Below are 21,242 nucleotides of genomic sequence, written 5' to 3'. Positions count from 1 at the left end.
AAAAAAGAGTCAGGGGTTTCATAGAAGGGAGAAATTAATATGACAACGAGTCCCAGCAGCAGTAAAAAAGAGTTATCACTAGAACAACATGAAGAACTACTCAAATTATTAAAAGCACGCTTCGAGAAAAACATGGACCGCCATCAAGGTCTTGAATGGGCTAATGTACAAACAAAACTTGAAGCTCAGACAGAAAAATTATGGTCGCTTTATGAAATGGAGAGAACTGGCGGCGAACCGGATGTCGTTGAGCATGACAATAAGACGGACGAATACATTTTTTACGATTGTTCAGCGGAAAGTCCTAAAGGTCGCAGAAGTGTTTGTTACGATCATGAAGCGCTGGAGTCCAGGAAACAACACAAGCCAGAAAATAGCGCTATTAATATGGCGGCTGTCATGGGCATTGAGCTTTTAACGGAAGAACAATACCGGGAACTCCAGAAACTTGGAAACTTCGATTCGAAAACTTCGAGCTGGGTGAAAACACCTGATAGTATTAGAAAACTCGGCGGGGCTATCTTTTGCGATCGTCGTTATGACACTGTCTTCGTGTACCATAATGGAGCAGAATCCTATTACGCTGGTAGAGGGTTCCGTGGCTCACTAAGGGTCTAAATACTGGTGGAGGCTGGTTGCCGCATACTTCAAAGACGAATAGGCTTAAGAAAGCTTTTAAATCTTCGCAGAAAAAATATAGAACCATGTTAAGCAATCGAACACTGCTGATTTACTTGGTTTTCAAGGATATAGAGAAAAAAAGAGTGTCGGCAATTATCGTCGACACTCTATTTTTGCGTTTGTGGGGAAACAGGTCTATATATATACGATTTCCATTATTATTGTCCGGGACTGTAATTTGTAAAAACACTTGTCAAAATAAGCATCGATTAAGATTTAGTCTGCAAAATGAGCCTGTACTAAATTCGCCTCAAGATAGTTAACTTTTTGGGGGTGAATTTTCTTATAATATTTGGATATGTTTCCGCATACGGTGCGTGTGGGAACACAAATAGAATCAACATCTATTCCCTCCTGCAAATCCTTATGCACTTAATCTCAACTGTTTTAAGCTTCAGACCACCCGCAATTTAATAAATCATCGTACTCAAGTTTTTTCCTAACAACGCATTAAATGTCGACCATTGTTGGTTTACTATTAGCGAAGTAAGGAGGTTTTCCGAAATAAAATTAGAAAGATATCTAAGAGGCTTTTGGAAACTAAGGAGGTAGTGTTATGGAAAAAGATCTTTTGGAACAGCTAAACCTATGGCATGAAGATGATGAATTTGAAAAAATAGTAGACAAGATTGCGGAAATTCCCGAACAGGACAGAGACTATGATTTAGTCGGCCATTTAGCGAGAGCATTAAACAATCTGGAACGTTACAATGAAGCATTGCAGCAGCTTTTGATGATCAAAACGTTAGGCGAACATGATCCTCTTTGGCATTTCCGTGTAGGTTACGCCTACTACTACCTATCGCAATATGAGGACGCAGTAACAGCATTCGAAATAGCGAATAAACTTGATCCCGAGGATGAGGATACTTCGTTGTTATTGAAATGGAGCCGTCACGAGGTTGGCCTAACAGACCGTCAAGAGAACTCAGTGACAGTGCAGCCAAAAGCAATTGCTTCGGTGAAGAATGATATTGAGGCGAATGAGATGCTTGAACAGGAAAAGGACTTTGGTTTTGCCCGGGTGTACGCTGTGGAGCTAAAATACAAGCAGCCGCCGAAGCTGGACCGAAACCTGCTTTACGAGAAGATGGAACTTTACACGGGTAAGGTTGATCGCGGAGAACATCATCCGGATGCCGCGGGACTTGCTGTGTGGGAAGCGAACAGTCAGGAAGATCAGAATTTGCTGCATTTTTTCCATTTGAATTATATGGTTGAATATAAGGAAGGCGAAATGCCGGCGCAAACCAACCTGATGGATACAGAAAGCCGCCCGGTTACGGACTACGAGACGGCCATTCAGCAGTCCTGGCATTGGCAGGAAGCCGCTCAAGTCGTGAGTGATTGCGAGCACTCGCTGCTGTTGATCGACATGATGGCATCGGGACTCGATCCCAAATCGCGGTTGCAACTGTTCACCGGCTCGCTGCGGGCGGTGCTGGAAACGGTGCCTTGCGACGCCATCTATTTCCGGGAAAGCGACAAGCTCGTCGAACCTAGCGCTTACCTAGCGGCGATTGAAGAAGGAGAACTGTTATATGGTGCGCTGAACATTCGTTTTTATAATGTTGAAGGCACAGGCAGCGGCCGCCCTGAAGGTCTGATGGATTCATTGGGACTCGCCGCGCTTGGCATTCCGGATGTTCAGTGTCATTATTACGATCTGGAGCCTGATGAAGTAGCCGGGAATTTGCTTAATATCGCCTATTATTTATTCGACCGCGGGGACGTTATTGTCGATGGAGAAACAGTTGGTTTCACCGAAGAGATGCGCTGGCGCTGCGAACACCAATACGGGCTGGCCGCACCGCACCGGGTTGTCATCGATATAGATCCGGGGGAACCTTATTATGCCGGAAGACAAGGCGCAGAGCAGTCGTAACCAGCAGTTACCCATTGCTCAATTATTAGAAAATCCATACGTTGCATTTTTTAATATCACGAGTTGTTCTCACTGATCACTCGTCACATGTGGAGTGTTGCTCACTGTTAGTGCGGAAGGACAATTAAATCGGAGATGTATACTATACATATAAGAAGTTTGTTAATGTATTCATACATCATGACGAACACCATAAGAAACAAATCGAAGCCTTTCTAGAGCAAGAGAAAAGTGCATAAGACATAATCCCCCTACCACCAAATGGTAGGGTTTTTATCATGTACAAAGAAATCTGATAAGCTAGAGCAAACACATTCCCTCGGACACGTACATGTTTGTTTTCACTGTCTACTCAGCACATGTAGAGAGTGTGGTATTGGTGTCAAGAAAAAATTAAGTTATAGGTGAAGAAAAATTTATATTAGGTGGCGTGTAGTCATGATAAAAGATTGGCACTTCAGAGACGAAACTTCCATATGTCTTTTCAGAACTGTTGGTGTATTATTGCGGAATAATAAAATTCTTGTTCAATGCGATGATGGTATATATGCTTTACCTGGAGGGCATGTGAAAATTGGTGAAACTTCAGAAGAAGCACTTATAAGAGAATACAAAGAGGAAACAGGGGCAAAAATCATATGTGACCGGCTTCTTTGGGTGGAAGAAACATTTTGGGAATGGGGCAATAAAGATGCTCATGGAATCGTTTTTTATTATCTAATTTCATTAGAAGACAATACCGATATACCTGATGACTGTTTTATATCGCAAAAAGACAACTGCAATATTATGCTAAAATGGGTTTCGATAGAGGAAATGAAACAGCTACATATTTACCCAACTTTCATCAAAGAAAAAATCGATAATATTCCAGATGGCATAGAACGCATTATTAGTTTTGAATAGCGTATAGCATATTTTATTTAGGTAAGTTTACCAGTGAGCGACACTCAACACACGTGGAGTGCTGTGTGTCGCTGGAATTGGCGGAGGATGATGAGGCTGAACTTGATGATGACAATTGATAATCCAATTATGATTGATTTTGGAGTGTGAACAAAAATGGCGAGGCAGTCTGAAGTAGAAGAAGTATTGAACAGCTTGTCCAAAGAAGAACTGATTCGTATCATTGTCCAAGTCGCTGGAGAGGATGATACGTTTAAAAACGGACTTTTGGTCAAATACGCTAAAGGTGATTATTCTCAGCAGATTCAGTCATGCAAAAAACTTATTGATTCCATTGTAAAAAAATACGTCGGTAGAGAACACTATATCCCTTACAGAGAAACTAATAATTTTGCAATGGATATGCTTGCCTTGCTGGAGAACACAAACGGAGCACAGGATGAATCGTTGGCTCTGGAAATCGCTTTATTGGTGCTAGAAGAAGGAGTGGCTGCGTTTCAGTATGCGGATGATTCGGACGGCGATATTGGCATGCTGGTGGAAGAAGCTTTGGAGCGAATTCAGGAAATCGCCAGCAGCCTGGAGCGACAGGATATCTCTGCCCGGGAGAACTTTTTTGAACGTCTGTTGAGTATGAGCAAGAGCGGAGTTTTTCAGGGATGGGAGGATTTCCAGACTGCATTATTCCATATATGTGCCGAATTCGCGGATGTGGAGAAGCTCAGAGAACAGTTGATGGGGGCGATTGAGAATCAAATCGCTTCCAATGCCAATGATGAGTACCGAGAATATTCAAATGAAGCACTGCTCAAGATTTTATTCCAACTCATCCAGGATTATGGCTCCTCAAAGGAAGTTGATAAGTTTGTGCAGGAGCATATCCATTTTACATATTTCCGGGAGTGGGCAATTAAGGAGAGCATGAAGAGCTTAAACTACCGCCGCGCTATCGAATTATCTGAAGAAGGAGAACAGCAGGACAAACAATTTCCCGGTTTAATTTCCAAGTGGAAAGCCGCAAGATATGAAGCCTATAAAAAGTTTTCCCTCAGGCAAGAGCAGGGGCTGCTGGCAAAAGAACTTTTGCTGGGTGGTGACTATTCTTATTATCATGATCTGGAGTCTCTGTTCGAAGGGGACAAAGAAGAGTTCTACCGCGGCATCATTGCGGAACTGAAAGAGTCTAAGAATTGGAGAGCTCGGAAGGTGTATCTTAATCTTATATCAGACAAAAATGATATGGAAGAAATGATGACTTATGTAAGGGCCAATCCTTCCGCGATAGAAGAATATGCCACCCGGCTGTCTGCAGATTACCGCGAGGAAGTTGAACGGATTTATAGCAAGCATATCTATCATGCTGCCGGTTCATCTTCAAACAGAAAAGAGTACCAGAATGTATGCGCCATGCTTAAACGTTATAAAAAGATAGTCGGAAAAGTAAGTCAGGCAGAGATCATCCTTCAATTAAAAGCTCAATATAATAGGCGGCCGGCTTTTCTGGATGAGCTGGCGAAGCTCAAGTAAAAGAGGCCAACTGCGGCCTCTTTGTTCTTGACAGGATCAATGTTTATCTCAAACAGATTCTTGTACAACTGCATATTTTACAATAGAGAATGCTATAATGATAACAGCAGGTAAGGCTATTTTGAGTTAGTTATAAGATACATGGATCATTCTGAATTTATTGGGAGAAATGTAAATGGAACATAGAACATTGTTAGACCTTTTACAGGAAGAAATGAAGATGGGACTCAAGGGTGGTCTGTACCATCAGACCCAAATTAAGCTTGCTTATAACTCTAACCGTATCGAGGGCAGTCGGTTATCCGAGGATCAGACACGATATATTTTTGAAACCAATACAATAAACGTAGAGCCGGAAGAGACAGCAAGTGTTGACGATATTATTGAGACGGTGAACCATTTCGCATGTTTTGATTATATGTTGACTCATGCAAAGGAAAACTTGTCAGAAGAGATGATCAAGGGATTCCATCGAATTTTAAAAAGAAATACTTCGGATGAAAGAAAAGACTGGTTCCGCGTTGGTGATTACAAAGCCAGGTCCAATGTGGTAGGAGATATGAAGACGACTGCTCCGGGAAAAGTGGCAAGTGCTATGGGAAAGCTGTTGACCGCGTATCACCAAAAGCCAAGTATATCGCTGGAGGACATTGTAGATTTTCATCATGAATTTGAGAGCATTCATCCTTTCCAAGACGGCAACGGTCGTGTCGGCAGGATCATCATGTTCAAGGAATGTCTGAAAAATGATCTACTCCCCTTCATCATTGGCCATGAACATAAGCTATTTTATTATCGAGGACTTAAGGAGTACCGTTCAGAAAAAGGATACTTGATGGACACCTGCCTGTCGGCACAGGACAGATATGAAGCCGAGGTTGCTTATTTCTTTCCTCATCTTATTTCTACAAAATCGTTAAAGGAGTAAAATATAATTTGTCGAATTCTATACTATGCTATTTTGAATATTAGGTATTGCAAAAAAGTTTAGTGATGCCGCCCTAAGCCAGTGATAAATCGACATGAAAAAAGACACTTTCAGCAGTTAGCCAAGTGTCTTTTTTTCATGCTTATCTTTCTGAGAAGTAAACAGAGATTCATACATGGAATGCAGTTAAGATCACTACAACTTTTGAATATGGCCTATTTAATCTTCTTAGAAATATACAACAATGTCGAGATATTTGATAGATTACCGATAGTAGTTTACAAATCTGATTTTCTTCATGAGGAGCTTCCAAGTGATTAAAAAGGGGAATTAAGTCGCTGACAAAGCGGCTTTTTTTGTCGTAAAGCCACCTATATATGAGAGGTGAATCACATGACCAGAAATCGGGTATGGATCACGTCGTGTTGGACATGAATGTGAACGTCGAGTGTGTAAATATGTAGAATACATCTGATTGGACACTTTGACCCCGGTGCAAAATTTTTTTGCCTAATTTGCCGTAAACTACTTCATCTGTCGTAGTAAATATTGTATACTGCAATTACTACGACAGATGAAGTAATGAAGGGGGAGACCATTTTTGATCAGCAGTGATGTTATACGTGGCTATAATGATACGCTGATCCTCTACATGCTGCTGGACGAGGAATCCTACGGGTACGAGATTTCCAAAAATATTAGGCAGTTGACGCAGGAGAAGTATGTCATGAAAGAAACAACGCTGTATTCCGCCTTCACCCGGCTGGAGAAGAACGGATACATTGAATCCTTTTACCGGGATGAGAGCCTTGGCAAGCGACGCACATATTACCGGATTACTCCGCTGGGTCTCGCTTATTACATGGAGAAATGCGAGGAATGGAAGGTAACGCAGGAAGTTGTAAACCAATTTATCAGGGAGTGGTGATAGAGCATGGAAACGATCATCGTATATCTGGATAATATGTTTGCCGGTCTGCCTAAGACCCCGGAACTGGAGCATCTGAAGCAGGAGTTGCTGTCCGGGATGGAGGAGAAGTACCTGGAGCTGAAGCGGGAAGGCAAGTCGGAGAATGAGGCGATCGGTATCGTCATTTCGGAATTCGGCAATATTGAGGAGCTGACTGCCGAGCTTGGCATTCATCCAGCTGGACCGGAGCATGCTGTGCCTGTGCTGACGGAAGAAGAGGTTTACGCCTATACGGCTGTCAGACGCAGCTCCGGATTATGGACCGGTCTCGGCGTTTTTCTCTGCGCAAGCGGAGTGGCACTGCTACTTGTTCTTGATACACTGTTCGAAAATAATACTATTATGTCTAATAACGGTTCGATGGAAATGGGCACGATGCTGGGGTTGGTCGGAATGTTCGTGCTGATCGCCGTGGCAGTCGGGATGTTTATTCACAGCGGAATGAAGCTTGAGCGCTTCAAGAGCCTGGAGCAAGGCTTTCAGTTGTCCTATGCGCTCAAAACCGAGCTTCAGCGTAGCCAGGTCCTTTACGCTCCGACTTACCGCTTTTCGCTGATTACGGGTGTCTGCCTGTGCGTGGTGTCGCCGGCATTTATCTTCGCGGCTGCATATGTCAACGATGACTTCACCCCTTATGGAGTCGCAGCCTTTCTGCTGATCGCGGCTGTGGCAGTGTTCCTGTTCGTCTATTATGGGAATATCCAGGGAGCTTATACGAAGTTGCTGAGGGAATCACACATCACTGCAAAGAAGAAGGAAGAGGAACGGATTATGGGAGCTGTGGGGGCTGTTATGTGGCCATTGGCGACGGCGATGTTCCTGTTTACAGGCTTTGTCTATCATCGTTGGGACGTAAACTGGGCCATATTCCCGATTACCGGCATCCTGTTCGGCATGTTCAGCAATGTCTATCATATCCTGAAGCGCAAAAATGTCTCCTGATTGTATCGATTTAAAATATGGATGAGAGTATTTTGTGGCGAAACCTTTCCATGTTATATGGAGAGGTTTTTTTGCATGCTTTCTATATCAAACTATATGAGATATGTCAGCAATACTGGCAATAAGAGCATGTGTAATTGTATTTAATGAGAAGTAAGATGATAGTACAATTACAAATATTTAAAATTTTTGATATAGTTTTAATAGTATGTATCGATACTAACGGATGCGGGAACTGTCTTCTGTATGAGAGTCCAAAATTTCGAGCAGGATATATTGATCAGGGGAACAAAATAGAATATTTGAAGGGAGAAATTAATATGACAACGAGTCCCAGCAGCAGTAAAAAGGAGTTATCACTAGAACAACATGAAGAACTACTCAAATTATTAAAAGCACGCTTCGAGAAAAACATGGACCGCCATCAAGGTTTTGAATGGGCTAATGTACAAGCAAAACTTGAAGCTCAGACAGAAAAATTATGGTCGCTTTATGAAATGGAGAGAACTGGCGGCGAACCGGATGTCGTTGATCATGACAATAAGACGGACGAATACATTTTTTACGATTGTTCAGCGGAAAGTCCTAAGGGTCGCAGAAGTGTTTGTTACGATCATGAAGCGCTGGAGTCCAGGAAACAACACAAGCCAGAAAATAGCGCTATTAATATGGCGGCTGTCATGAGCATTGAGCTTTTAACGGAAGAACAATACCGAGAACTCCAGAAACTTGGAAACTTCGATTCGAAAACTTCGAGCTGGGTGAAAACACCTGATAGTATTAGAAAACTCGGCGGGGCTATCTTTTGCGATCGTCGCTATGACACTGTCTTCGTGTACCATAATGGAGCAGAATCCTATTACGCTGCTAGAGGGTTCCGTGGTTCACTAAGGGTCTAAATACTGGTGGAGGCTAGTTGCCGCATACTTCAAAGACAAATAGGCTTAAGAAAGCTTTTAAATTTTCGCAGAAAAAATATAGAACCATGTTAAGCAATCGAACACTGCTGATTTACTGGGGTTTTCAAGGATTTAGAGAAAAATAGAGTGCCGGCAATCATCGTCGACACTCTATTTTTGCGTTTGTGGGGAAACAGGTCTATAGGTGTAAAGCGACCAAGAGTTCTAAGGTTAGTTCGAAGTATTAAAACGTTGGGCGATCAGTTTCTATTACGAATATTTGTAAAAACACTTGTCAAAACAAATGCCAGTTAAGATTTAGTCTGCAAAATGAGACTGTACTAAAATTCGCCTCAAGATAGTTAACTTTTTGGGGGTGAATTTTCTTATAATATTCTATAGGGGGCTATATCCAGATTCATTGATGAAATATGCAATCTTTTATAACTATTTTTTTATAAGGCCTATTAAGCGGAATAGGCAAGGAGGCATATATGAAACCAATCACAGAAGTTGCAGCACGACTGGGCCTTGCGCCGGATCAGCTTGAGCTTTACGGAAAATGGAAAGCGAAGCTAACCGAGGATGTATGGGCATCCGTCTCGCAGCGGCTGAACGGAAAGCTTATCCTCGTTACCGCCATGAATCCGACGCCGGCAGGTGAAGGCAAGACGTTGACAACGATCGGGCTCACGCAAGGATTGAATCGGATTGGACGGAAGGCGGCGGCGGCTCTGCGTGAGCCATCGCTCGGACCGTGCATGGGTATGAAGGGTGGCGCCACAGGCAGTGGCAAAGCCCAGATTGTGCCGGCTGAGGATATTAATCTGCACTTTACGGGCGATATTCATGCGATTACATCAGCGCACAATCTGCTCGCGGCACTCATTGACAACCATATTCACCAAGGCAACGCGTTGCGTCTTGACCCAGCGCGCATTGTATGGAAAAGGGCGCTCGATATGAATGATCGGCCGCTGCGCCAGATCGTAATCGGCATCGGCGACAACAACGGCACCGTGCGTGAAGACGGCTTCCTTATTACGACCGCTTCGGAAGTGATGGCGGTGTTGTGTTTAGCTGAAGATATGGCCGATTTGCGGGCGAGGTTGAGCCGGATCGTCGTGGCGTATGACATGGACAAGCGGCCGGTGACAGCGGGCGAGTTCCAGGCGGTTGACGCGATGTGCGCTCTGCTGAAGGATGCTATCCATCCGAATTTGGTGCAGACGCTCGAAGGCGACCCGGTGTTCGTTCACGGCGGACCGTTCGCCAACATCGCTCACGGGTGCAGCAGCATACGGGCGACCCGTCATGCTCTCAAGCTGGCCGATTACGTCGTGACAGAAGCGGGATTCGGCGCCGATCTAGGCGCGGAAAAATTCATAAACATCAAGTGCCGCCTGGGAGGACTGCATCCGTCGGCTGCGGTCATCGTCGCGACCGTGCGTGCGCTGAAATACAACGGTGGTGTGCCGAAGCAGGAACTCTTGACGGAGAATACCGAGGCGATACGATCTGGATTCGGCAACTTGCGGCGCCACGTGGAGAACATGCGAGGTTTCGGCGTACCGGTAATAGTCGCTATTAATCGCTTTGCGGCGGATACGGAGGCAGAGCTGGCGCAGGTTGCCGATCTCTGCGCAGAGCTTGGCGTGAAGGCGATTCTATCGGACGCTTGGGAGCGTGGCGGTGAAGGCTGCCGCGAGTTGGCGCAGGAAGTAGCCGCGATGGCCGACGGATCGACGGAGGATACGTTCCAACTGCTCTATCCAGATAATATGCCGCTTGCGGAGAAGATTGAGACGGTCGTTACGCGTATTTATCGCGGAGCCGGGGTTAAATATCGCCCGGCTGCGAAGCGGGCGATACAGGAACTGGAGCGGCTAGGCGTGCGTGACCTTCCTGTCTGCATGGCGAAGACGCCGTATTCGTTCACAGACCGTCCCGCCGTGCTCGGGGCGCCAGAGCAGTTTACGATTGAGGTGCAGGATATCCGCTGGTCGGCCGGCGCGGGATTCGCCGTCGTGCTGACGGGGCAGGTGGTCACGATGCCAGGGCTGCCCGCGGAACCGGCGGCGTGGCGCATAAGGCTGGATGAGGCGGGACATATCGAAGGCCTGAGCTGATATGGCGAAATTATTATCAAAGGGAAGTATGGGGAAATAAACTCAAATCACTTCATAGGAAGTGGTTTTCAGATAGTAGAGGTAGAGAAACCCGATGTCTTTTTCAAAGACATCGGGTTTCTCATTTGTTTTACGGCATGTTTCTCATATTATTTTGCCAAGCTACTAGCTAATTGTTTTTCTTTCCAGATCATCGTAATTACAAGACCAATCAACATAATGACAGCAGCAAAGAGATACGGATAGTTGATGTTTACATCAAATAACATTCCGCTTAATGCGGGCCCGACGATATTGCCCAAGCTTGTATATGTTGAGTTCATTCCAGCGACAAATCCTTGTTCTTGTTCAGCCGTTTTTGATAAATAGGTCGTTAATGCTGGTCGCAGCAAGTCAAATGCGAGAAAGATGAAGCAAGTTACTAGCAAAATGGCTAAATAGCCGGAGATCATGGTGGATACTACCGCAAAAAATACGCCAGCAATTAAGCATATCTGGATGAGTTTCTTTTCACCAAGTTTATCTACCATTTTACCAAACAGAAAGACCTGAACCACAACCCCGAAGATTGCACTTATTGTAATAACGGTTGCAATGTCGTTTGGTGTGAAACCAAATTTATGATCTGAAAACAGACTAAATACGGTTTCATATGCTGATAAACCAAAGGCCAGTACAAACACAATAATAAAAGCAATAATGTATTGTGGATGAAGGGATCGTTTAAGATCAGTTACAAAGCTGGTATCTTTTTTGAGCTGATTGATTTCCAAGAGCTGCTGTTTGGTTAGCGGCTCTTTTAAAATAAATAGGGATGAAATACATGTTATTAATGCGAAGCCAGCAGCAAAGTAGAATGGGGCACGCACACCCAGCTCAGCAATAAAACCTCCGATACCTGGGCCAATAATGAAACCGATACTAATAGCAGCAGAAATATAACCCATCGCTTTGGGCCTTTCCTCTACTGAGGTAATATCTGCAACAAAAGCAGTTACGCCTGGCATAATAAATGCACCACTAATGCCACCTAGAATTCTAGATAAATAGAGAACGGATACGTGTGTGCCTAATCCAAAGATCAGCTCTGATATACTGAAGAGTAATAAGCCGATTACGATCATTTTCTTTCTGCCATAAGTGTCAATCCATCGTCCTGCAAGGGGAGACATGAGTAATTGTGCAAACGCAAAGGCTGCCATAAGATAACCCATCGTTTGGCCTGATAGATGCATAATATTCATAAAGGATGGCATAACAGGGATGATAAGTCCGACCCCTAGAAAAACAATGAATATATTACTTAGTAGAATGAGTAAGACTGTTTTTTGTTCTTTCAATGGTTTCTTCATGAAGCAATACCTCTCTCTGTAAATTCATAGCTGTGAAATACCTCTCCCAAATACAGTTGGAATATTGAGCTCGACACAAACATCTGCTACAGACTTGGTCTGTCCTGAATGTATTTCACCGTCTGTTTTTTGAATTCTTCATTGTAACGCTGCCGTTGGTCCCCCATCAAGGACAGCTCTTTCTTTCGTTAAGTGATATTATCCGTGTCTCTAAACGTTGTGTCCACTGTTTATTCTGGTTTTAGAACAAGCTGCTCGCAACACTTTGGATTATCTGTAAGAGGTTGTTCAAAAAGTCCACTTTTGATCACGAAGTGAATCAAGAAGTGGGCTCGGCATCGAATCTTGAATTCAGCCGGTCCTAAGCAAATGCTTACGATGTATGTTTCCTCCGGAAACATCTTAGGTGCTCACGTACCCAAAACAGCTGATGCTTCCGAAGACGTTTTCTACGAAAACGTGCACCTCCGCTCCTCAGTACCTAGCTTCATCCAACTCAAGCGTTTTGAAAAAACGCACATCGGAAGCATATGCTTCGGTGCTGAAAAGCGACCTTTTTGAACACGCACTATAATGGAAAATTTAGTATCAGGAGTAAAAACCAATTATCAAGCGCTAAAAAACAATGCCGTCAAATATACTGTTCAAACTAGTACAATTACAAAAATATTTTAAAAATTTGTTATAGTCTTAATAGTCCGTATCGATACTAACGGATGTGGGAACTATGGAGTCTGAGCTGAGTTAAATTATTGAACATTGTACCTCCGAAGGAAGTGATAAACTATGAATTTAGAAATGGTTATGCAGGAGCTTGAAGCTCTCAGCAAGGAAAGAACCAAGAAAATTTACGAATCCAATGGCGCGCACGAACCGCTATTTGGCGTGGCTACAGGTGCTATGAAGCCCATAGCCAAGAAAATTAAAAAAAATCAGCCTTTGGCTGAGCAGCTTTATGCCACAGGGAACTACGACGCAATGTACTTTGCCGGCATCATTGCAGACCCAAAAGCAATGACTGAAGACGATTTTGAGCGTTGGATGGATATGGCGTATTTTTATATGCTGTCTGACTATGTAGTTGCGGTAACCTTGGCAGAAACAGATATTGCACAAGAAGTTGCCGATAAATGGATAGCAAGCGGGGAGGAGCTGAGAATGTCAGCGGGCTGGAGTTGTTACTGCTGGCTTTTGGGTAATCGCCCGGATGGTGAATTTTCCGAAAGTAAACTAGCCAATATGCTTGAACTTGTGGAAAAGACGATTCATGATTCTCCCGAACGAACTAAATCCGCTATGAATAATTTTATTTACACAGTGGCGGTATCCTATGTGCCGCTGCATGATAAGGCGGTCGAGACAGCAAAGGCAGTAGGCCAAGTAGAAATCAAAAAAGACAAGAAAAAAAGCAGTTTCCTGAACGCTTCCGAAAATATTCAAAAGGCAGTAGATAAGGGGCAAATTGGTTTTAAACGCAAATATGTAAGGTGTTGAAGTATTGTTTTATCGCAAGAAACGATTTGGGCAGTGGCTAGGAGAGATGGGGACGCGAGTGATACTATTTTAATAAATTTGATGGATGCGATATAACAGGGCACACAAAAACAACTTACTTATTTAAACCAAGTAAGTGAAGAATATACTTTTAATTATTCTCAAATCAATCAAATGGTACATAATAATAAATTGTTGAGTGCGGGTATATCTTTAGTTCTATTTTGATTGAAGCGGTGATCCGTTTCTTACCATGCTGAGGATTATTCTCAAAGAAATCAATTAGGTATTATGAAGGCCAAGGTTATCTGCGATTTCCAATTATTCAGGTTTAATATTATAGGTTTTATATTTCAAAAGGAGGGAATGTGATGAGTGGGACCGAAGCACTAGGTAATAAGCATCGCAAAATCACAAAAGGAGTGCAACTAAGAAAATGGCAAAAACTTATTATGCTGAAGGGCGACAGCTTGCGTACATATTGAGAGGCTTGTTCATATTAATTGGATTAGCAATTTATTTTAATATGCCAGGGCTTCATTGGGGTTTCTTCTTCGGTATCATTATTGGTTCCGTTTTAGTGGGAGAAATTCTCGGAGCAGCTTGGACTAGAAAAAGGCGTAATGATAAAAAGCATAAATCTCGTTCCACAACCAAAAAATCTATTCAGGCTCAGGGAAGACGAGCATCGAATATATGTCGTTCAGATGATATTATTCTTACGAGCAGATTGGATAATCTATCTGGGGCAGAGTTTGAACGTTTGTTAGCTCTATATTTTCGAGATCAAGGCTATATGGTGAAGGAAGTTGGTGTAGGTGGTAATGATGGTGGAGTCGATCTCGTGATTACGAATCGCCGTGGTGAAAGGACAGCGGTGCAAGCCAAGTGCTATGCTGACCATAATCTTGTACCCGTTATGACAGTCAGAGAATTAGTGGGGGCTAAAAGAAATCATAATTGTATACTATCACTGCTCGTAACAACGTCCGATTTAACGGCGCCAGCAAAAAAAGAAGCAGAGCAGTTTAAGATAGATTACTGGCACGGCGCTCTAGTTGAGCAGAAACTGAGAGCATGGGGAAGGTGGCAACCAACCAAAAAGCCGAGAACTGTGATGAAGAACAAGACAGCTTCCACTACTGGCACGAAAACGAAGAAAGCGGGTTATTAGTATCGCGTATCCTGTAATCAGAATCCGGCAAGCAATTTTGTAACTATTGAATTAGCAGAGATAATTAAAAGATCCACCTCGCAAAATACGAGGTGGATCTTTTGGGTTATAAGAATAATGATCGCAGCTTAAATAGAGCGGCAATTAAGACTCAGTCAAATACCCATAAAGTTTGCTCTCCACCGAACGCTCCAGTATCAGATTCATATGTACAACCGAAATGGAGTCCCCATTTTTATCGAACATAGAAGCCTGGACGGCACTTTCTTGATCCGGATGTGCTTCCCAAGATAATAAAACTCCGTTCCCTCTGCATCGTCCTTTTTACAAATACCTGAAGGTCAATCATCCAGCTGTCAGCCTCAATAATGCTTCTAACTTCTTCGGATTCAAGCGTCCGACTACTTCTTGTTGACCACTTCAGAACTTGAATTAACAAACTCCTCTTGATAATTAGTACTTGCTTCGACCTCTTCATGTTTGTGATAGGTTACGAAGATTGTTATTCCGCGCCTCTTTAAATCTGCCAGATGAGACTTGAGCATGTCTAGTCCACTCTCTGTTATAAATGCAACGGAGAAAATAAACGATCGACAGTGATCGACTTCTTCCAATAAAGGGGTGATCACACAATTACTGGTCTCTGTGTTGTTAAACAAAAGCTTAGGCTTGTACTCTTGTCCAAAGATTCCTGCTCATGATTAATGAACGCCCAGCTTAAGGAGTTGTTTAATTGTTGAATGGGATTTTCCATTTTATTTGATCAGCTTCTCTTGAAATTTTGTCACAGCGGGTATATCAGCAGGTGCCCAATCCAGAGACATTAACTCATCTGGTGATAGCCAGGATATCGCCACATGTTCAGTCAATGTAGGCTTTCCGCATCAGATGACAATAGAAAGTAGTCAGATGGACAAAGCCAAAGTCATATTCATATACGGTGGTTTCTATCGCTTCTCCAATCTCAATAATGCAATCCATTTCTTTCTCGAGGGAAAAGAACATAAGTTCCTAAACTTGCAGCGATGTGATACTATTTATATAAGAAGTTTGTATAGTTAAATTACTACATTTTAATATGTAGGATCTACAAGATAAGTTATCTTAAATAGAAAACTTCTAACTAAATAAAATATATCAAATAAATATAAACCTAGGTGGGAATATGGCAAAATCTCCTTTACGATATCCAGGGGCTAAGAAAAAGGTACTAGATAGATTTGTTCCCTTCTGGAAAAAAGAACATGTAGAATATAGAGATGTTTTTGTAGGGGGAGGATCAACTTTCTTCGGAAAGCCTCCTGCTTCACAAAACTGGTTAAATGATTTCGATAGTGAAGTTGCTGAATTATATATTGTTATGCGTGATCAGCCAGAGGAACTTTGTCAATTAATAATGGATACTAGTCCAACAGTTGAATTATGGCGTGAAATTAAGCAACGTGAGTATCATACGTCTCTTGAAAAAGGTTTTCGAACTTTTTTTTTGAATCGAACTAACTTCAGTGGTATCTTGAAAGGAAACCCAATCGGTGGAATACACCAAGAAAGTAAATATAAAATTGATTGTCGATGGAATCCAAAAGCGTTGTGCCAACAAGTTCGAAACTGTCACCTTATGTTGCAAAATATTCGCATAACATCATTAGACTTTGAAGAAGTTATTCAAGAACAAGGGAACTCTGTTCTTATGTACTTAGATCCTCCGTATTACCATAAAGGTAATCTCCTATATAGGGTTGGAATGAGTAATCAAGATCATGAGCGCCTATCAGCTTGCTTGCAAGAAACTAACCATCATTTTTTTATCACTTATGATGATTGCGATGAAGTAAGAGATTTGTATGAAGATTGGGCATACCTATATCCAGCTTCATGGTTCTATAGCAGTTCCAATAAAAAAACTAGAGAAATAGGGAAAGAGCTATTTATTTCAAACTATCCAATTGAGGAACAACTACAACTGTCACTGTTACAAAAATAATGGGTAGTTGAGTCCAATAAAAATAGGGGTTGCTTAGAGTGTATCAGGTAATATTTGATAGGCTGCGTCAAGCAAGAGTTAATTGGCAAAATGAAGAGGAGCTTCGTATAGGATGGATTAGAGAGTTTTCTCAAGCTTTAAATATTGAAATGCAAGCCGAGCGTCAAAGACAAGACTCTAGTTATAATAATGTGATAATTGAATTCAAATCACCAGGCCTTTTTCAAGGGAGACAAAGCAGTTCAGCCTTTATACAAGCAATGGATGAACGTTTAAAACCGTATATTTTGCGTAAAGCTTTAAATGAAGGGATTTCGCCAGAAGATTATATTGGAATAGCTACTGATGGTGATCATATTTGTTTTGCAAGAATTAGAAATAATAACATTACTTATGGTGATCTTCTTTCCTTCTCTTTAGCTTCTGTAACGATGGTTGGAACTGCTTTAGTCGACTCTTTTAGACGTGCAATAACTGTTTCTAATTTAGTAGATGACTTTGGAATGTCATCAAATATAGGTAACCAACTAATGCAAACATTAGCTGATGTTTTAAGTTTCAGCATTTGTCAAAGGGAAAATAATAAAATAAAAATGATTTTTGAAGAATGGCGAACGCTATTCGGCCAGGTTGCTGACTTAACAGACGGACAACGATTACGAATTGGGGAAGTAATTCAATTTCAATTTCCCCCAGTATTTCCACAAGATTTGGTGATACCGGGTAGTCTTTTTATTATTCATACCTACAACTCTCTTATTATTAAGCTGTTAGCGGCTGAAGTAGTTTCTGCTCACGGCTTAACAAGTAGGGGTGTGTTTGCCCAGACATTAGCTACTTACTCTGATGACAGGTTAGTACATGATTTAGATGAACAAATTGAAAAGGGGCTCCTTTTTGATTCTGCTGGTATTAAAGGGTTCATTGAAGAAGCTATTTTTAGTTGGTACATAGATTCTTGTGACCATACTGAGTATAAAACAACCATACTAGCATTAATTAGAGAGATTTTGATAAAAATATCCTTTTATAGGTCTGATACACTTACTGAGATGAGAACTCATGATGTTTTAAAGGGCTTTTATCAAAATCTTGTTCCTGATACTTTAAGGAAATCATTAGGTGAGTTTTACACTCCTGATTGGCTTGTGGAATTCACGCTAAATAAGCTTGAGTCGCCCCAATGGTTAAGAGACCGTATTTTGGATCCCACTTGTGGATCAGGATCATTCCTGCTTGGTGTGATCAGACGTATTAGATCATATGCAGTTGAAGAGGGTATTAATGATGAAGAACTAATTGAGATATTGACTGGGAATGTATGGGGATTTGATCTTAATCCGCTGGCAGTACAAACATCGAGAGTTAATTATTTGATAGCTATTGCTGATTTACTGCAATCTTCTCCAGGGAAAATAATTGAATTACCTATACTACTTGCAGATGCTATATATTCTCCTGCTCGCCAACCAAATCAAAACGATGAAGTTGTTACATACACAATAGGTAGTGAAATAGCGAACTTAGAGATCAGAATACCTGCAGACTTGGCATTTGATCGAAAAAGATTGGATCGAATGTTTATGATAATGAGTGAGATGGTTAATAGGGAATCTAGCTATATACAGGTGAAAGAAAGATTGGTGTCAGCTGGACTTATAAATAAAGAAGAAGCTGCACGTTGGGATACGCCTTTATGTGATACATATAACCAGGTCTTAGAACTTCACACAAGAAACTGGAATGGAATATGGTTTAGAATTGTACGGAATTTTTTCTGGTCCATTACAGCGGGTTCTTTTCAAATAGTAGTGGGAAATCCACCTTGGGTTCGTTGGTCGAACCTTCCTGAATTATATCGGAATAGAATAAAACCTACGTGTAGGCAATATGAAATATTTTCAAGCACACCTCATCATGGTGGAAATGAGCTAGATGTTTCAGGGATGATTACTTATACTGTAGCTGATAAATGGTTAGACAATGGAGGGCAGCTTGTATTCGTTATAACTCAGTCTCATTTTCAAACTCCCTCTTCTGAAGGATTTAGGAGTTTTGCAATTAATGAAGTTGATCGTCTGATACCAATTTCGGTAGATGATTTTAAAGCATTAAAACCATTCCAAGCAGTCAACAAAACGGCTGTTGCACATTTTAGAAAGAAACGAAATCTTGATCCCGTATATCCAATACCTTATGAGATATGGGATGCGAAGACCGGCAAACCAAAACTTATTCCCTCCGATATAACTTTAGAAGAAGTAAAGACTAGAATCCAATCAGTACATTTAGAAGCAGTTCCAGTTGGCGGGCTACGTTCTCCATGGAGTATTTTACCTCCAGGACGTTTTCAATCTTTTGCTAAAATAGCAGGTGTTAGCACTTGGGTTAATGGCAGAAAAGGAATTACAACTGATTTGAATGGGATATATTTTGTCCGAATCATTAATCAAAATGAAACATCAGGACTTGTCCAAATTGAAACTCGACCAGAGGCTGGGAAAAAGGATATTGGACCTACTCAGAAATTTTGGATAGAGCCTCATATGCTTTATCCATTAATTAAAGGTGCTGGTGATTTTAATGAAAACATGTTAGCTATTGAGGAAGACTTATATGCCATTGTCCCAAACCTTGGAGTTAATAGAGAAGCTTGCAATGAAGCAGAATTAGTATTAGATAGTATAGCCACTAGGACAAAAAGCTATTTCAGTTATTATGAAGAATTATTGCGTTCAAGATCTACCTGGAGACGCTATCTAAAGGGAAAACCATATTATACTATTTATAATGTTGGGAGTTATGCTTTTTCTCCATACAAAGTTATTTGGGCAGAGCAATCTAGAAGATTTAAAGCAGCAGTAATTACAGAAAAAAATGTCCCATTGATAGGTAATAGACCATTCGTACCTGATCATAAAGTGTTTTATGTTGCATGTTGGAATGCTAATGAAGCATACTATCTTTGCGGTCTGCTAAATTCAAACATCGTAAGAGAATATGTGGAATCTCATGTCGTATCAATAAATGTAGGGAATATCTTCAAGCATATGAACCTAAAGGAATTTGATCAGAGCAATCAAAATCATCATGCGTTATCCAGATTTGTAGAAGAAGCGCACCAAAATAATAATGAAGAGTTGCTAAGTAGAATAAGGGATCTTGCGGATCACATACTATTAGGTAATTAGTTAGAATTGATGCTGTCAAGACATTTGTTTGCTTCATCTGCGTTAAGCTACTTGAATAAAAAATAGTCCCCTCGAAAAGTTGTGTCGGGAAAAGCCCTCAGTGTCCTGTTAGTTGTTGTACCTCTCAATAGAGTGTAAAGTGGTTTAATAGAGAGGCTGACTAGAGTTCGAATGAGCTAACTGGTATGGTGAGATGATGGCCGTTCTTGTGACCAATGGAGATCGTATCCCTTATGTTAGACCAATGGATTGCGGAGATTCGGGGTGGTAGTGATCATATGTCAGAACGTAAACACACGTAACACTAATGTTATCTTTGGAGATGTTACCTGTGTCTTGCGGGGGCGTGAAGTCATCCATAACTAAATCGGTAACGTGAAGTTTGTTATCTCTGCACGTTCGTTCTATCAGGTGAACCCGGCACAGACTGAGATTTTGTATGGCAAAACGGTTAAATATGCCAGGCTGACCGGAAATAAAACGGTTATCGATGCCTACTGCGGTATCGGTACGATCTCATTGTTCTTGCGGTATGGACCATGTGGAGTTCGAGGTAGGAGCTACTGAGGATGTGATTCCGGCTGGAAAGCGCAGGGTATTGAAGCGGATGTAAATCGTAGTGGACCCCACCACGCAAGGGGGGGCGATCCTCGGTTGCTGAGACGATCCTTGAGGTGCGGCCAGTGGATATGTTTCCGTGGACGGTGTTTGTGGGGATTTGTGTGTTCCTCACAAGAAATTATTAAATAAAGCCACATGTAATTGTTTTTTGGACTCAAGCGTATAGTACGCTTGGGTCTTTTAATTTGTTGTGCGTTAGGAAAGCTAGGCACAACTAGCTAGTGAAAGTACGATTGAGGTAAGAGTCAAGTCGCTTCGTATTGACGGGCAGCTGGTAGAGAGACCATAAGGCTGAAGAGCCCCATGACAAAGTAACTTTGCGGAGTGCGAGCAAGTCATCCGAGCGTAACATGAAGTGAATTCTGCCGTACCTGTCAAGCTCAGTGACGGAAGAGAAATAGTCTTCTCGACAGTTATTTAAATAGGTTTCGGTAAACGGTCCGAATGGTATGGTCATCATATCGAGCAAATGGGGGCTCGATGCCACTTTAGTCTGCAAATAATTAGGTCTTTTGGCAGGGATCCCTCTATCTGAAGTCGAATATTGCTATTTATCGAA

At 41.9% G+C, this 21,242-nt stretch carries 15 protein-coding genes and 2 pseudogenes; 14 read left to right on the top strand and 3 right to left on the bottom strand.

The genetic code is table 11. The features are described from left to right. Positions 1-39 precede the first annotated feature (39 nt). From AC2TF5_RS23440 to AC2TF5_RS23400, 9 genes are all read left to right on the top strand, one after another. Positions 40-618, top strand: a complete 579-nt coding sequence (locus tag AC2TF5_RS23440; protein ID WP_491299518.1) for a DUF4256 domain-containing protein — start codon at positions 40-42, stop codon at positions 616-618. 619 nt (positions 619-1,237) lie between these two features. After that, positions 1,238-2,566, top strand: coding sequence for a DUF4261 domain-containing protein (locus AC2TF5_RS23435; protein ID WP_491299517.1), 1,329 nt, complete (start codon positions 1,238-1,240; stop codon positions 2,564-2,566). A gap of 438 nt (positions 2,567-3,004) precedes the next feature. Beyond that, complete coding sequence (locus tag AC2TF5_RS23430; protein ID WP_491299516.1) at positions 3,005-3,472, top strand: NUDIX hydrolase; 468 nt, start codon at positions 3,005-3,007, stop codon at positions 3,470-3,472. A gap of 156 nt (positions 3,473-3,628) precedes the next feature. Next, a complete protein-coding gene (locus AC2TF5_RS23425) occupies positions 3,629-4,999 on the top strand; it encodes a hypothetical protein (RefSeq protein WP_491299515.1) in 1,371 nt (456 codons plus the stop codon). A 175-nt stretch (positions 5,000-5,174) separates the two neighbouring features. Next, positions 5,175-5,927, top strand: a complete 753-nt coding sequence (locus tag AC2TF5_RS23420) for a Fic family protein (RefSeq protein ID WP_491299514.1) — start codon at positions 5,175-5,177, stop codon at positions 5,925-5,927. 601 nt (positions 5,928-6,528) lie between these two features. Further along, a complete protein-coding gene (locus AC2TF5_RS23415; protein ID WP_491299513.1) occupies positions 6,529-6,855 on the top strand; it encodes a PadR family transcriptional regulator in 327 nt (108 codons plus the stop codon). A gap of 6 nt (positions 6,856-6,861) precedes the next feature. Beyond that, positions 6,862-7,839, top strand: a complete 978-nt coding sequence (locus AC2TF5_RS23410) for a permease prefix domain 1-containing protein (RefSeq protein ID WP_491299512.1) — start codon at positions 6,862-6,864, stop codon at positions 7,837-7,839. A 320-nt stretch (positions 7,840-8,159) separates the two neighbouring features. Further along, a complete protein-coding gene (locus AC2TF5_RS23405) occupies positions 8,160-8,738 on the top strand; it encodes a DUF4256 domain-containing protein (RefSeq protein WP_491302975.1) in 579 nt (192 codons plus the stop codon). A gap of 494 nt (positions 8,739-9,232) precedes the next feature. Continuing rightward, positions 9,233-10,867 carry a formate--tetrahydrofolate ligase gene (locus tag AC2TF5_RS23400; RefSeq protein WP_491299511.1) on the top strand — a complete coding sequence of 545 codons (1,635 nt, stop codon included), beginning with the start codon at positions 9,233-9,235 and terminating at the stop codon, positions 10,865-10,867. A 149-nt stretch (positions 10,868-11,016) separates the two neighbouring features. Here AC2TF5_RS23400 and AC2TF5_RS23395 read toward each other — a convergent pair whose 3' ends face one another. Beyond that, positions 11,017-12,219, bottom strand: a complete 1,203-nt coding sequence (locus AC2TF5_RS23395) for an MFS transporter (RefSeq protein ID WP_491299510.1) — start codon at positions 12,217-12,219, stop codon at positions 11,017-11,019. 786 nt (positions 12,220-13,005) lie between these two features. Between AC2TF5_RS23395 and AC2TF5_RS23390 the strand changes: the two genes are divergently transcribed. Then, positions 13,006-13,713, top strand: coding sequence for a DNA alkylation repair protein (locus AC2TF5_RS23390; protein ID WP_491299509.1), 708 nt, complete (start codon positions 13,006-13,008; stop codon positions 13,711-13,713). 436 nt (positions 13,714-14,149) lie between these two features. Then, complete coding sequence (locus AC2TF5_RS23385; RefSeq protein WP_491299508.1) at positions 14,150-14,887, top strand: restriction endonuclease; 738 nt, start codon at positions 14,150-14,152, stop codon at positions 14,885-14,887. A 235-nt stretch (positions 14,888-15,122) separates the two neighbouring features. On the opposite strand, the gene AC2TF5_RS23380 is transcribed toward AC2TF5_RS23385, so the two are convergent. Both AC2TF5_RS23380 and AC2TF5_RS23375 read right to left on the bottom strand, forming a co-directional pair. Continuing rightward, the gene (locus tag AC2TF5_RS23380) at positions 15,123-15,365 is read right to left on the bottom strand and encodes a DUF3427 domain-containing protein (RefSeq protein WP_491299507.1); all 243 of its coding nucleotides are present in this window, start codon (positions 15,363-15,365) and stop codon (positions 15,123-15,125) included. A gap of 277 nt (positions 15,366-15,642) precedes the next feature. Further along, positions 15,643-15,880: pseudogene (locus AC2TF5_RS23375) on the bottom strand (NUDIX hydrolase); the annotation flags it as partial. Between the two features lie 172 nt (positions 15,881-16,052). On the opposite strand from AC2TF5_RS23375, the gene AC2TF5_RS23370 reads away from it, so the two are divergent. From AC2TF5_RS23370 to AC2TF5_RS23360, 3 genes and pseudogenes are all read left to right on the top strand, one after another. Further along, complete coding sequence (locus AC2TF5_RS23370; protein ID WP_491299506.1) at positions 16,053-16,871, top strand: DNA adenine methylase; 819 nt, start codon at positions 16,053-16,055, stop codon at positions 16,869-16,871. 38 nt (positions 16,872-16,909) lie between these two features. Next, a complete protein-coding gene (locus AC2TF5_RS23365; RefSeq protein WP_491299505.1) occupies positions 16,910-20,062 on the top strand; it encodes an Eco57I restriction-modification methylase domain-containing protein in 3,153 nt (1,050 codons plus the stop codon). 187 nt (positions 20,063-20,249) lie between these two features. After that, positions 20,250-20,808 (top strand): annotated as a pseudogene (locus tag AC2TF5_RS23360) (class I SAM-dependent RNA methyltransferase family protein); the annotation flags it as partial. Positions 20,809-21,242: the final 434 nt, after the last annotated feature.

The organism is Paenibacillus sp. JNUCC 34 (genome assembly GCF_058269055.1).
The sequence above is the reverse complement of the archived record's forward strand: the minus strand, read 5'-3'. Positions and strand labels throughout refer to the sequence as shown.